At 34.1% G+C, this 14,841-nt stretch carries 13 protein-coding genes; 8 read left to right on the top strand and 5 right to left on the bottom strand.

Going from position 1 to position 14,841, the window contains the following annotated elements:
* Genes G3I01_RS08795 through G3I01_RS08765 form a run of 7 tightly spaced genes read left to right on the top strand, consistent with a single transcriptional unit; the run spans position 1 to position 7,840 of the window.
* Entirely contained in the window at positions 1-537 is a 537-nt protein-coding gene (locus G3I01_RS08795) for a TIR domain-containing protein (protein WP_219547043.1), read from the top strand.
* 2 nt (positions 538-539) lie between these two features.
* A complete protein-coding gene (locus tag G3I01_RS08790) occupies positions 540-1,088 on the top strand; it encodes a toll/interleukin-1 receptor domain-containing protein (protein WP_219547041.1) in 549 nt (182 codons plus the stop codon).
* Positions 1,089-1,098: 10 nt separating this feature from the next.
* Complete coding sequence (locus G3I01_RS08785) at positions 1,099-1,884, top strand: TIR domain-containing protein (protein ID WP_219547039.1); 786 nt, start codon at positions 1,099-1,101, stop codon at positions 1,882-1,884.
* Positions 1,881-3,059 (top strand): toll/interleukin-1 receptor domain-containing protein, encoded by a 1,179-nt coding sequence (locus G3I01_RS08780; RefSeq protein WP_219547037.1) that lies wholly within the window; start codon positions 1,881-1,883, stop codon positions 3,057-3,059. Before G3I01_RS08785 ends, G3I01_RS08780 begins: the two co-directional genes overlap by 4 nt.
* A complete protein-coding gene (locus G3I01_RS08775; protein WP_219547035.1) occupies positions 3,056-4,021 on the top strand; it encodes a hypothetical protein in 966 nt (321 codons plus the stop codon). Before G3I01_RS08780 ends, G3I01_RS08775 begins: the two co-directional genes overlap by 4 nt.
* A 1-nt stretch (position 4,022) precedes the next feature.
* The gene (locus G3I01_RS08770; protein ID WP_219547033.1) at positions 4,023-7,139 is read left to right on the top strand and encodes an HsdR family type I site-specific deoxyribonuclease; all 3,117 of its coding nucleotides are present in this window, start codon (positions 4,023-4,025) and stop codon (positions 7,137-7,139) included.
* Entirely contained in the window at positions 7,139-7,840 is a 702-nt protein-coding gene (locus G3I01_RS08765) for a SprT family zinc-dependent metalloprotease (protein WP_219547031.1), read from the top strand. The genes G3I01_RS08770 and G3I01_RS08765 overlap by 1 nt, the downstream gene beginning before the upstream one ends.
* An 8-nt stretch (positions 7,841-7,848) precedes the next feature.
* On the opposite strand, the gene G3I01_RS08760 is transcribed toward G3I01_RS08765, so the two are convergent.
* The 5 genes from G3I01_RS08760 to G3I01_RS08740 form a co-directional block, all read right to left on the bottom strand.
* Positions 7,849-8,778, bottom strand: a complete 930-nt coding sequence (locus G3I01_RS08760) for a HipA domain-containing protein (protein ID WP_219547029.1) — start codon at positions 8,776-8,778, stop codon at positions 7,849-7,851.
* On the bottom strand, positions 8,771-9,103 hold the full coding sequence (locus G3I01_RS08755) for a HipA N-terminal domain-containing protein (protein WP_219547027.1): 333 nt from the start codon (positions 9,101-9,103) through the stop codon (positions 8,771-8,773). Before G3I01_RS08755 ends, G3I01_RS08760 begins: the two co-directional genes overlap by 8 nt.
* Positions 9,090-9,311 carry a helix-turn-helix domain-containing protein gene (locus tag G3I01_RS08750; RefSeq protein ID WP_219547025.1) on the bottom strand — a complete coding sequence of 74 codons (222 nt, stop codon included), beginning with the start codon at positions 9,309-9,311 and terminating at the stop codon, positions 9,090-9,092. The genes G3I01_RS08755 and G3I01_RS08750 overlap by 14 nt, the downstream gene beginning before the upstream one ends.
* Positions 9,312-9,452: 141 nt before the next feature.
* The gene (locus tag G3I01_RS08745; protein ID WP_219547023.1) at positions 9,453-10,688 is read right to left on the bottom strand and encodes a tyrosine-type recombinase/integrase; all 1,236 of its coding nucleotides are present in this window, start codon (positions 10,686-10,688) and stop codon (positions 9,453-9,455) included.
* Positions 10,689-11,144: 456 nt separating this feature from the next.
* The gene (locus G3I01_RS08740) at positions 11,145-12,347 is read right to left on the bottom strand and encodes a proline dehydrogenase family protein (RefSeq protein WP_219547021.1); all 1,203 of its coding nucleotides are present in this window, start codon (positions 12,345-12,347) and stop codon (positions 11,145-11,147) included.
* A 748-nt stretch (positions 12,348-13,095) separates the two neighbouring features.
* On the opposite strand from G3I01_RS08740, the gene G3I01_RS08735 reads away from it, so the two are divergent.
* Positions 13,096-14,838, top strand: a complete 1,743-nt coding sequence (locus tag G3I01_RS08735) for an ATP-binding protein (RefSeq protein WP_219547019.1) — start codon at positions 13,096-13,098, stop codon at positions 14,836-14,838.
* The last annotated feature ends 3 nt before the right edge of the window (positions 14,839-14,841 follow it).

Raw genomic sequence — 14,841 nt, 5'->3', positions numbered from 1 at the left:
ATGGCACTTAAATCAAGAAACTTTTTTGTGAGTTATCATCACAACAATGATCAAGGCTATATAAAGAAACTACGTCAACTCAAGCAAGGAATGAAAGTGGCAGATTATTCTTTAAAAAAGGATATTTCGGAGTATACGGATGAGCAAATCTACAAGGTAATAAGAGATAAAATGCGTTCTTGTTCTGTAACCATAGTGCTCATTGGTGAACGAACAGGCCATAGAAAATGGATCGATTGGGAATTATGGGCATCCCTAAGAGGTTATAAAAATAGTAGAGATCCTAAACGATCTTTTAAGCCAAAAGGGTTGTTAGCTATTTACTTGCCAACCTTAAGCCATTCTGTTCCAGAAAGATTACAAGCTAATATTGATTCTGGTTATGCAGTCTCCATGAAGTGGAAGAACATAGAGCGCGATTTACAAAGTAAAATCAACTATGCTATATGGAAAAGAAATAATGCAAGTCACCAGATCAAAAATAATTCAGAACGCTTTGAAAGGAATGCTTTTAACTTTTTTGGAATTAAAATTTAAACATGGCAGGTATTAATAGATCTCATGCACTTAATAGGAGTCAAGCAAAAGCCAACCAATCCTTAGGTAAGGAATGTGTTTTCATAAGTCATCATAAGAGTGATCTTGAGGATTGTATAAAAATAGCAGATTACTTAATGAAAGCCAATATTGATGTGTATTTAGATGAATATGACTACGATTTAAAAGAGCAAGTACAAATTCAAAATGCAAAAGGTGTAGTCCAATGCATTAGTAAAGGCATTAATAATAGCAGTCATATGTTATGCGTACTTTCTAGAAACACCATACAAAGTAAATGGGTGCCATGGGAAATTGGGTATGGATATGATAAAACTGATTTAGGCGCTATTACTTTAAAAGGTATAGCTGAAGCTTCGTTGCCGGATTACTTAAAAACCGTTAGAATAATAAGAGGTACACAATCCTTAAACCAATATATATCTGATGTTGTTGGCTATAGTAAAGAATATTTAAAAATGTATAACAGAATCAATGAACACAATGTAATCTCACATCAATTGGATAATGTTCTTGATTGGAAATTGTAATAATTAAATTATGAGTAAGGAATATCTAATATCCAAATTATCATTCAGGCCTGATGAACAATTGATAGATTCAGTTACTGTTGGTTTATTACAAGGTAACTCTGTAGTAAATTTTGAATCTAAAGACAGAAATTGGTTGGTACAGGAATTTAATAAGGGTAATACCATTCGCGGTATTTTTAAAAAGATTGATGGAAAATGGTATCCCAAGAATTTGTTTAGAGCCGAGGATGGCTATTTTAAATGGGGATACACCCTACCGAAAAACATTGCTAAACGGAATGTATTTATCAGCTATTATCATAAGGATGATCAGTTAAAACGACAAGAATTTGACAATCTTTTTGGTGATCTTATTATTAACCAATCAGTAATGATGCATGAGATTGATGGAGAAAATAGCGATGGGTACATTAACAGATTGATTAATGAGGGTTATTTGAAGGATACCACAGTCCTTACCGTTTTACTTGGACCTAACACAAAATGCAGAAAACACGTAGATTGGGAAATAGCTGGTGCCTTAAACGTTAAAGTCGGTAACAGATATGCAGGTTTGTTAGGAATCAGACTTCCTTCTCATCCTGATTATGGATCAGGAACATATTACGACCCCGAAAATTATCCTGTTCGATTCGCGGCAAATCTTAATTCTGGTTATGCGGTCGTCGCAGATTGGACGGAAGATAGGAAAGCAATGCAAGATTTAATTGAATTGGCATTTACGAAAAGAAGTGAATCTGAAAAAATAAAAAACGCTGGGATATTAAAACTAGCAGAAAACGCTTGCAAATGAAAAAGTTCAAAAGCCCATTATCTATATATGTTTTATGGCATCCAGAATTCAAAGAAGGCAAGGAATATGCAAAAAGTATTTATAATACATATAGTGGAGAAAACGGTAGTGTAACTCACGCTAAATATGAAATTCCAGTGCATTATAGGACTCAGCCATTGGGTAGTGCTACATTTGCCAAAATCCCATTCTCAGAGTCAGATAAAAATGCAATTATAATTTTAGTGGACGATAACATGTTTAACGATCCCAACTGGACAGATACCATTGACAGTCTATTAAAAGCAAAGCAAAAAAATACCAGAATATTTCCTATTCCTTTTAGTTCTTATGCATTTGATTTTAATCCAACATACCTGAGTAAATTTCAATTTATAAAAACAGACCAAAATTATTTGCTACCGGATAAGGATTTTGAAAATAATGATAAAGTTATAAAATACCGATTACTCGAAAGTATTGCTAAATTTCTGTTTAATGTAGAAGATAATTACGATACGAACGAACATAGCGATCCACCAATAAAACTTTTTATTTCCCATGCTAAACAAGATGGTAAGGAATTAGCTTTAAAATTTAGGAACCATATTTATAGTAATACGAAACTAAAAGCATTTTTCGACGCTAATGATATTGCAGATGGCCATCAATTCGAAAACGAAATAAAAAGGCATATAGATCATTCTGCATTTGTAATATTTAATACAGACGAGTATGCGAATAGAGAATGGTGTAGAAAAGAAGTCATAATTGCGAAGAGGTATAGATGTCCAATAATTGGTGTTATGGATATTAAAAAGGGAGAGAGAAGAAGTTTCCCATATAGTGGAAATTTCCCAACCATAATTTGGGATGATAATTTTGAAGAAATTATAAATCTGGTATTGTCTCAAGTTATTAGCGATAAGTATAATGAACTTTATTTAAAGTCTATATTGAAAATGTATGATTTGGAGAAACACTATAGTTGCATAGTACTTCCTAAAGCTCCGGAACTGTTTAATTATATAGATGTAGAAAATTTTAAAGCCAAAGAAAAGGATATAAAATCTTTAATTGTTTTATATCCAGATCCTCCAATAGGTATTGAGGAACTTAGTTTGCTCAATGATATAGATAAGAATATTAAATTTATTACTCCTCTGTTATTACCAACATATATTCAAGAGATATGAAGAAAAAAGGGAAAGCCAAAGTAACTACTAAAGATCTAGATAAATTTGTTGCTAGTGATATTAAAGAAACCCCCAAAGAAAAAGAGATACACCTTTTTGATGGTAAAAAAATTGCTATTTCAATAAGTGATAGTCCTGAAATTGAAAATTTAGGTTTTTCGCTATCGCATCAGAGTAATCTGATAACGGAATTGACAAGGTTTTTAGTAATTCATGGGAGCACTCTGGTTTATGGTGGTGATTTAAGAAATAATGGATACACGAGATTGTTTTCAAACCTTGTTCATCAATATAGACCGAGCAAAGAGGTGAGTAAATTATTCTTTAAAAATTATTTTAGTTTTCCAATCCATCTAAAACTTACCAAGTCTGATCTTTTAGAATTTAAGAAGAATGGCGTTTTACCCGTAACGGTGGATCCGCCAAAAAACTTAGCTATAGATAAATCAAAATTTTATCCGCCTGTTGGAAATGAAAATCTTTATATATGGGCAGAAAGCTTAAGTCAGATGAGAGAAGAAATGCAAAGAGATACAGACGCTAGAATTTTTACTGGCGGTAGTATATCTAATTTCAAAGGTAAAATTCCAGGAGTTTTAGAAGAGTCAATCCTTGCCTTAAAAAAAGACATTCCTGTTTATTTTATGGGAATATTTGGAGGTGTCACATCCAGAATAATAGAAGGCTTAAAAGGTAATAAACCTGAAGAACTAACTATTGATTGGCAATCATCTCAAAACGAAATTTACAAGGAGTTTGTAGGTTACTATAATACCAAAAAGGATGAAGATAAAATTGATTACGAACAGATTACAAACTTTTTATCTAATTATACATTAGATCGTCTCTCTAAAAATAATGGATTGACTATTCAAGAAAATGAAAGGTTATTTAGTACAATTCACACTTCAGAAATAATCTTTTTGATCATGAAAGGACTTCGTAAAACATTATCAAAATAGGATGGTAAATTACACAGAATACAGTGACTCTCAAAAACCTGCTCTATCCCTACTTCAAAAAATGGGGTGGAAATATTTGTTACCCGAAGAGGTTTTTGACGCCCGAGGGAAAATAAATACCAATGTCCTTTTAGATTCTATTCTAGCTCAACAATTATCTAAGATAAATTCATTTGAGTATAAAGGTGATTCGTATAAATTTTCAACAGGCAGTATTCAGGGAGCCATCAATGCATTAAAAAATGTCCCCAATGAAGGTTTGGTTCAAACCAATGAGCGTGTATATGATTTGATAACCCTGGGCAAAAGTTTTAACGAAACAGTACAAGGGGACCGTAAGGCTTATACCGTAAATTATATTGACTGGAAGCATCCGGAGAATAATATATTTCACGTAGCAGAGGAATTTGAAGTAGAAGGTGTACAAGGAAAACGTCGCCCGGATATTGTTCTTTTTGTTAATGGTATCCCATTCGTTGTCATTGAAAACAAACGTCGTGATAAAAATGAGTCACTAGAAGAAGCAATCTCTCAGAACATTCGCAATCAAAGAGAAAAAGAAGGTATTCCCAAACTTTTCTATTATGCCCAGTTGTTGTTAGCGGTACATCCCAATGAGGTCAAATATGCAGCCACAGGAACACCGGCAAAGTTTTGGTCAGTCTGGAAAGAAGAAGTAGAAAAAGAAATCACCAAACTTTTAAAAAAGAAGACAAATACAACATCAGCCGAGGACCGTTTGGTTACGGAACAAGATAAAGGGCTATACTCCTTATGTAGTCCAATGCGTTTGCTGGATTTAAGCTATAAATACATTGTATTTGATGGCCCAGATAAAAAAATATGTCGCTATCAACAGTATTTTGCCGTACAAGAAACAATACAACGCGTCAAGACTAAAAACAAAGATGGTAACCGCCAGGGAGGTGTAATATGGCACACCACAGGTAGTGGAAAATCACTAACAATGGTAATGTTATCGAAAGCGTTGGCACTGGATACGTCTATAGATTCACCCAGAGTAATCATAGTTACCGATAGAATAAGTCTGGATAAACAAATTTTCAAAACCTTTGTCAATTGTGGCAAGCACGTTAAAAAAGCAAAAAGTGGCAATGATCTTGTCGAACTATTGCAAGATAAAGGCAATGAAATCATAACCACTATTATAGACAAATTTGAAATTGCTACTAAAAGAGCATCATTTAAAGATGAGTCCAAAAACATCTTTGTTCTTGTAGATGAGAGCCATCGTAGCCAATACGGTTCAGCGCACGCTAATATGAAACGTATTGTACCTAATGCATCCTACATCGGTTTCACCGGAACACCTTTAATGAAATCTCAAAAAAGCACTTCTAAAAAATTTGGCGGCTTTATTCACAAGTATACTATAGATCAAGCCGTAAAGGATGGTGCAGTATTACCTCTATTATATGAAGGGAGATCAGCAAAACTAAGTATCAACAAAAAGAAAATTGACAGAGGCTTTGAGCGTTTAGCAGCACCTTTAAATGAAGAAGCTCGAAAAGACTTAAAAAAGAAGTTTGCCACCATTGCTAGGATTTATGAGTCTGATCATGTTATTGAGGAAATTGCATATGATATTTCAGAACACTTTCGAGCAAATTGGAAAGATACGGGCTTTAAGGCACAGTTAGCAGTCCCTAAAATTGATACCGCTATCAAATATCAAAAGTATTTTGAATCTCAAACAGATCCCGATTTAAAGATAAATACGAGAGTGGTTTTCACACCACCAGATAGCAGACAGAATAATGATGACGTTTGGTCTGAAACTACTAGTGAATCTAGAAAGTACTGGGAGCAAATTTTAAAACGATTTAATGATCAGGACGCCTATGAAAATGACACTATAACTCGTTTTAAGGAAAATAGTAATGAGGTCGAACTAATTATTGTAGTTAGTAAGTTGCTTACAGGGTTCGATGCTCCTAGAAATACAGTTTTATACTTAGCGAAACCATTAGTAGCCCACAACCTATTACAAGCCATAGCACGTGTCAACAGATTGTTTGAAGGAAAAGAATATGGCCATATTATAGATTATGTGGGTGTTTTAGGAAAGTTAGACGAAGCATTAACCGAGTATAGTGCATTAGAAGATTTTGATGAAGAGGATTTAAAAAACACAGTAGTAGATATTAAGGATGAAATAAGAAAAGTGCCCATTCGCCACGCAGAGGTTTGGGATATTTTTAGAGAAGTAAATAATAAAAATGACATAGAGGCTTTAGAAAGACATATTTCCGAAAAAGACTTACGAGATCAATTCTACGAACGTGTTTCTGCATTTGCCAGAATCTTACAGACATCATTAGCTTCAGATGACTTCTATATCGAATTTAATACTGAACAAATTGGGTTTTACAAAAGTGAATTAAAAAAGTTTCAAAGCTTACGATTATCGGTTCAGTTCAGATATGCTGAAAAGGTTTCCTATAAAGAATATGAACCAAGAGTTCGAAAATTACTAGATAGCTATATAGATGCAGATGAAGTACAAGTCCTTACTAGGGATGTAAACATATTTGATAAAAATATGGTTGAGGAGGCGCTTACTGAATATGGTAAAACGCCTGCTTCAAAAGCAGACTTTATGGCGAATCAAATGAAAAAAGTGATCACTGAGAATATGGAAAAAGACGAGGCCTTTTACAAAAAATTCTCACAACTAATTGAAGAAACCATTAGAAGCTTTTATGACGATAGGATTACAGAGAAGGAATATCTCGAGATGATGCAAAAAACCAGGAATGATTTAGTTAATGGGTATCAAGCTGGCATACCGTCCATCCTTCAAAACAATCCACGAGCGCGTGCATTTTTTGGTGCTTTAAATGAAGTACTAAATAAAAAACTAGATAAAGAACTTAGTAAGAACAAGGTCGCAGAAGCAGGTATCGAAATTGAAGAAATTGTGAATAACCTGATCATAACGGACTGGAAAAAAAATGTTGATATCCAAAATAAAATAGAAAACCAAATTGAGGATTATCTAATCAGCAAAAGGGGCCAACTTGGTATTGAAATAAGTTTTGATGAAATAGATACAATTCTTATCAAGTGTTTAAGAGTGGCTAAAAATAATTTCTAATGCAAAGGATACAGTATGGCACAAAAGATATATTCTTTGAAGTAAAATGGTCTAGTCGTAAGACCTTAGCAATAGAAGTTCATCCAGATGGTTCTGTACATATTATAGCACCTCACAATACTTTGATACCAGAAATTGAGCGTAAAGTAGAAAAGCGAGCACATTGGATCGTAAAACAACAAAAATACTTTGAACAATTTTTACCTCGAACTCCTGAAAGACAGTATTTATCAGGCGAGACACATCACTATTTAGGGAAGTCTTATATTTTAAAAGTAAGCGATGGGTCAATTAATCAAGTGAAACTTAAAGCTGGAAAACTCTGTGTGGTGTGTAAAGGCGAAATTAAACAAGATTTAGTCAAAAAATTGTTAGCGCAATGGTATTACCAACATGCTGAGAAAAAGTTTAATCTCATCGCTAAGGATGCATATTCAAAGTTCAAAGAATATGACTTTAAAATGCCAAAAATTGAAATTAGAAGAATGTCAAAGCGTTGGGGAAGTTCCAATACAATAGACAAAATAACCATTAACCCGGAAATAATTAAAGCTTCATCAAAATGTATCGAATACGTTTTGATACACGAAATGACACATTTTGTCGTAACCAATCATAATAAAAAATTCTACGAAACTTTGACCGGTGTAATGCCAAATTGGAAAAAATGGAAAGATAAGTTGGAGGACAAATTATCTTAGTGTTTTATCTACTTTAGAATATTATATCTCTGTTCCAAAATATCGACATATGCATTCTGCATATCTTCAGTTAAGAAAGATGATTCTATTAAAATTATTGCATCGGTTTTTAATCCATGAAAACGTTTAAAAACTCCCTCAATTTGCTTTTTAGATAAGTCTAAACCAAGTCCGAATTCGAATAATAACTTTCGTGTTATCTTTTTCTTTTTACCAGCAATGGTTAAAGCCAATTCTTCTGTGTCTTCTGGGTTTACTATGGATACATTCAATAAATCGTAAGCAGGAGCTAACGCCCAGCCATAGGATGCTTGCACCATAGAAAAATTCTTTAAATGCATATCATTATTGCCAGTGAGATAACTAAAAAGCGTTAGCTCATAAAAGCGTAGAAGGTCCAAAAGTGTATTGTCCGCATATTCCTGGATTGCTTTGCCAATACGCTCCATTGAACCTCTGTACTTATCGAATGCTTCCAATACCTGAAACATATCTATCATATGAATTTTGGTACCATCTGCAGCCCTGTCGATTCGTTTTGTGATATAGGATAATTCACCGGAAGAAAGTCTTATAAGAGAATGTGGTACCACCTCTATATTAAAAAGTTCCGCCATTTTCATCGTCAAATCCTCATTTGCCGGCATTTCAGGATAATCTTCTGAAGGTGGTTTAAAAATATAGTTTCCGCCTAAGGCGCCAACCACGGTGAGCCGTTGATCTTTTTGACTATTTTTCATAACTGACATGGAGAGCTTAGGTTGTACTCCCGGAACGGAAACGCTCCGCTCAACCACCTGCTTTGCCAATTCAGACATTTCATCCAGGGAGTATTCTATTTTTGGAGGTTTTTCGGTTCCAAAAAAAGCAAGGCTACATTCAGTATGATAGTCCTGTCCATTCTCAACTTCCTTATAACAATATAAACATCTACTCATCCTGAAGTTCTATTGGTTGAACACTTACAGCACCTATACAGTTTTGACAACAAGCTAATAACAATCCCATCCGGTCGTTAGGATTTATCTTCCAGTTTTTGGAAGCAATATCTAACAACCAGCCTTCCGGGATTAAGCCTTCAAAAAAGGCAAATAAACGTTTATCCTTATACTCTTCCTTTCTTACTGGCATAGTAAAGGTTATAAACTGACCAGGATGCTCCTTCGCATAATCTTCATCATATTGAAAAGTAAAAGTTCCATCGTCAGTTTCGGTCAATAATCCACAGAACAGATTATTATATAAAATTTTAGCTTGTCTCATTTCTTTCGATATCTTTAAAACTTACGGGCACAAGCTTATGACCGAACATTTTTAGAACCTGATTTACTTTCTCAAGATTCAGGTTCATTTTATTCTGTTCGATTTTTCGGATTACGGTTAATGCTACCCCTGCCCTTTCAGCAAACTCTTCCTGGGTAAGATTTACTTCTTTCCTTCGTGATTTTACAAATTCTGCAAGCTCTTCCATTATATGTTTTAACGTATAATTTTCAGTAAACTTACGAAATTATATGCAATAACATACAATTTAATAAAAATCAGTGTTTTTATATGCTTTTACATATAACACAGAAGTATTCCAAATTTTTATATGCTTTAACATATACTGCTATAACCCTGCAAAAACTTTATTCACTGTTTTTACAGTATTGGAAGCACTAATCTGATGGTACATATTGAATGTCTTTATATCTCGATGTCCAGTTATGCTCATGATAATTTTATCTGCTACCCCAGCATTCCGAAGTATCGTTACAAAAGTTCTACGTGCCGTATGTGTTGAAATCCGGTCACAAAATGGTTTTACAAATCTATTTTGGTCTACTCCCTTGTTACGCGAAAACTCAACTTCATGGGTATAGCCCATATCTCTCAGAATTACCTTAATCACCCTATTTTGTTCCTGATTTGTACTTAACGGCAATTCATAATCATATTTCTGTAAGATCTCCAATGCGATTTTATATATTGGGATTTCTCTAGCCGGCTTCGAATGATCTTTACTCTCTTTAAGAAACAGACAATCATCTGCAGTTATTATACGCTTATTAACCAGTTCAAGTTCGCCATAACGCAATCCGGTAAGACATTGAAACACGAATACATCTTTAGATTTCTCTTGAGATATGGTTGAACAATTATATGCATGAAGTTTTTTAACATGGTCCATCGTCAAAGCTTCCTGCCTGGTTAATACTCTCTGTGGTTTCTTGAAATCCTTGAAGGCTTCATTAAAAGCATAGCCATTCTTCACAGACCAGAACATAAAGGTTTTAAACAAACCTACATTACGACTAAAAGTATTTGTGTAGTGATCTTTATATTCATAGCAGAAGTCGGTAAACTCAATAAAGAACTTCTTATTAATCTTGGCAAAAGTTAACTTATAGTTCTTAACCTCTTGGAATTCTTCCAAAAGATTTTTAATGTTCTTGTATCTCTTTTTAGTAGATTTTGACCATTCCTTTAATTTTATCTTCTCCTCGGTAAATCTGTGATAGACCTCAAAGAATGAGCTTACTTTAGCTACCCTTTCAAAAACATGATCGAAATGCTCCTTTAGAATCAAACTATCAAATGTTTGCTCTCCTAATTCAGATCGAGATTTTATCTTCTGAAATTCGGTGGCAAATTCATTTAACCTCTTGGTAATTTGCTTTTGATTTGGTGAAACAAATTTTCCTCTTTTATTAGGACATTTATTTTTTGAATTCCAATGCTCAGGTAAAATTGTCTTTTTAGTGGAGTAGACAAATTTCTTTTTTTCGTCATTAAAATAACAGGAAAATAAAATTAAAGTCTCCGAATTGGAATTGGGTTTACGTAGGTAAAAAGAATAATTCATAGGGCGAAAAAAAAATTAGTTAAAATGATGCGTTGACAAAATGGTTGACAATTTCCTTATATCTAGTTAGTACTAAAACTTATAACAAGACATAAAAAACAGCCGTAAACCACTGTATTATAACAACATAATAAATAATTCTCATTGACCAACAATTTAAGCCAGAGTAGCCTCCGACTCCACAATTAAGCGCAGCCGGGCTGCGGATTAAATCTAGAAAATCCTGCCGAAATTATTCGAGCAGGATTTTTTGTTTTTAAGGCGCCTGGACTGTAAGGACAGCCGGATGCATTTACAGAATGGGTGTTAAAGGTTGAGGCGCAGCCAGGCACTTAGACTCCACTTTTTTAAGTATCGAACTCAATAAAAAATCCCACTCTCTGTAAGCGGGATTTTTGTTTTTTAGATACCTGGACTTAAAAGTTCTGTCAACTTTATTTACCGAATAATAGAAAATTAAGCTGGAACCTGTTCTTTATTCTGAACCTCTCCGTTACGCCTATCTATCTCTCCATTTAACAGAACCAATTCACGGTTGGTCTGACCTTCAACAGAAGAATTTTCTTCAGCTCTACGCAACAAATACGGCACCACATCTGTAACAGGACCAAAAGGAACTAGCTTGGCAGTATTATATCCTTTTCCCGCCAGATTATAACTAATCTGATCACTCATACCATATAACTGACTAAACCAAACTCTGGGATCATCTTTCGCTATATTCTGATCTTCCATAATTTGTAAAGCCAGATAGTTACTCATTTCGTTATGAGTTCCAATAAATACTGATATATCATCAAGATGATCCAGGCAATAAGCCAACACACTATTGAAACTGACATCTGTAGCTTCTTTATTTCTACATATTGGTGACTTTTTGCCACGTTTCTTAGCCCTTTTGTTCTCCTTTTCCATGTATGCCCCGCGAACGATCTTTGCGCCAATTTTAAAGTTATCCTTCTGAGCAGTTTGGTGTAATTCTTTCAGGTAATCAAGTCTGTCCCATCGGTAGCACTGGAATGTATTAAATATGAGGGCTTGGTCCTGGTTATACTTCCGCATCATTTCTTCCATCAAATCATCAGCGGCACCTTGCATCCAGCTCTCTTCAGCATCGGCGTATAACCTCACATTGAATTTTTTTGCTTCTACGCATAAACCTTCCACTCTTTCCTTGACCCGATCCCATTCTGCAGTTTCTTTTTCGGAAAGACTTATATGGCTGCTTACTTTGTGCCATATTTCAAAACGACCCAGGGCTGTAGGTTTAAAGATTGCGAATGGTACTTCAGACTCTTCGCTGGCAAAAGCTATAAGTTCTTTTTTGACCTTAAATGCTGAATCGAATTCTTCTTCTTCCTCTTTGCCTTCAACAGAATAATCAAGGATACTTGACATATTCACGTCGTCCATCTCTCTAATAATGGGTTTGCAATCGTCTATACTGGTTCCCCCGCAAAACTGATCGAAAATGGTATTTTTTATAAGCGGCTGAACAGGCAATTTAGCCTTAAGAGCAAATTTTGTCAGGGCTATTCCCGGTTTGATCAGGAAAGGTTTGCCCATAACGCTAAAAAGTAAAATTGCCCGTTTAAGTTCTAGATCAGATTTTAATCTGAATGCTGTAGCCGTATTGTTGAATATTTTTTTGTTAATCATCCTGCTAAACTACCTAACACATCTACAGGATAAAACCGGCTTAGAGAAACATTAACTGTAAAAATGATTATTACAGCTATTGAGTTAAAAAAGATCTTATATGAGATATTAAGAAATATTAAAAAATATGAATAATTAATATTCTATTAAGAAAATGAGAGGTTTTCGATGTGAATTTGGTCAATGAAGAATTAAAAATTAGTCTTCGAATCTTGATTAAAAAAGCTTTAATTTCTCTAGATTCTCCGGAAGATTTTAACTGACCTTTGAACAGTAGCTCCATAACGGAATTTTCATCTATCTAATCTGAGTCTGATTAATATTTGACTTGTAGTTACAGCCAATTATCGCTTTCTGAATAGTTCATTTGAATTCTAATACCTGTAAATCTCAATGAAATGATAATTCTGCGACTTATTGAAGCTTTTCAGACAATTATATATTACGGGTTGAATTCGCAGCTAAAAAAAGATTAGACTTTAGAGCGTCAGGAGGTGTCATAAAAAGGTGCAATATCCATTAGTTAAATGCAATGATCCCAAATTTAATGTGAGTTCATTTGTAGCTTTTTGGTTAAATTCGCCCCATGATTAAAGCGAGGCACTTACTTTTCTTTGTAGTTTTTATAATTGTTAGTTGCTCAAAAAGAAGTTCCCAAGATCAAGAGATAAGGCAAGATTACTCGTATCAAATTTTCAATAAAGCCAAACAAGAAACTGATATAAATAAGAAGTTAGATCTTCTAGCATTGGCAGCCAAAAAAATCCAATCAGAAAAAGATACCCTCTTATTTGAGATTATAGATTATCAGATCTATTATCATAACATACAAAAAGCTCATGATAGTTCTTTGTACTATGCTAATTTAATGATCAATAATGCTCAAAAGCTTAAAGACACTGCAAGTTTGGCTAAGGCTTATTATCGTAAAGGAAGAATCTTTCTTTATTTAGATAAGCATGAGCAGGTGCTTAGAAATATGTATAAATCACAAAGCCTTTTTAAAAAACTTGGTGACTCCTCTAATATTGGTAGAAGGCTAGTTGAACTTGCAAATGCCCAGGACCGTCTTGGAGATTTCACTGGTAGTCATAGCAATGCTACAGAAGCTCTAAAGTTTTTACCCCATACTGATTCTACTTTTAAGGCTACTGCTCATTCTATTATTGCCATTACGAGTTCTAAATTGACGGATTATAATGCTTCGATAAAAGAAAATAGCGAAGCCCTAAAATATATAACTACTAGGAGAGATAGCCTTATCATTATTAATAATATTGCCATCAATTATAAAAGAATTGGTGATTATAAAAAGTCTAATGAGCTTCTATCTCCAGCAATCAAAAGGACCGAGAAATCATCCAAAATTCACCATCTTTTAGCTGATAATTTTTATTATAATCAATTTTTGGATTCCGGAAAAAATGTAGCTAGAGACCTGGAGAAAATTGCAAAGATGCGAGAGGATCTTGATGATATTGAAGGTCTAATCAACAGTTACTATCACCTAAGCTCTATATACCAAGAAACCAATCCCGGTATATCTAAAAAATTTGCTGAAAAATACTTGGCTACTGCTAGAAAGTTTGGTAATCCCACAGCTGAATTAGAGGCATTAAAATTACTGATAATTTTAGAAGAAGGGGAAAGAAGAAGCAAATATGCCTCTGCATATTTCAAGATTAATGATAGTATTAACCTTGCCCGCACTAAAATTAAAAATGTATTTGCTAAAATAAAATATGACGAAGAACAGAAATTAAAGGAAATAGATCAACTTCAGGCAGAGTCTGTAAAACAACAATTAGAATCTGAAAAATTAAAAAACCAGACCATCATTTTATCCCTGGGTGGAATGCTGATCTTGGTTAGCGGCGGATTCGGATTTTACTATTTAAGGCAGAGGCATAAAAGAGAAAAGATCCTGGAAGCCCATCGTACGGAGACACGTATCTCTAAAAAGATCCACGATGAGCTGGCCAATGACGTTTATAATGTAATGAGCGGAATACAGGATATTGCACCAAATGATACTATGGATAAACTGGAAAATATTTATAAACGTACCCGTAATATTTCCAGGGAGAACAGCAGTATTCCCATGGGAGTTAATTATTTGCCTCATTTAGTATCTACGCTTAGCTCTTCCATTTCAGAAAATACGAGACTTATTCTCAGGGGTGAAGAAACTATTAACTGGAATGACATTAGTCCCGAGAAAAAGATCATTCTTTATAGAGTTCTGCAGGAGATGATGATCAATATGAATAAACACAGCCAGGCCAGTTTGGTGGCCATTATATTTTCTGAAGAAAAGAATTTATTGAAAATTCAATATTCCGATAACGGGATTGGAGTTTCAAATGAAAACCTGAGATCGGGTAATGGGATCCAAAATATGGAAAACCGTATTTTTTCAATAAAAGGAAAACTTAATTTTGAAACTGAACAGGATAAGGGCTTGAAAATTTTAGTCCAAATTCCAATATAGTTT

The sequence above is a fragment of the Gramella sp. MT6 genome, from assembly GCF_019357415.1.
In the GTDB taxonomy this organism is placed as follows: domain Bacteria; phylum Bacteroidota; class Bacteroidia; order Flavobacteriales; family Flavobacteriaceae; genus Christiangramia.
The sequence above is the reverse complement of the archived record's forward strand: the minus strand, read 5'-3'. Positions and strand labels throughout refer to the sequence as shown.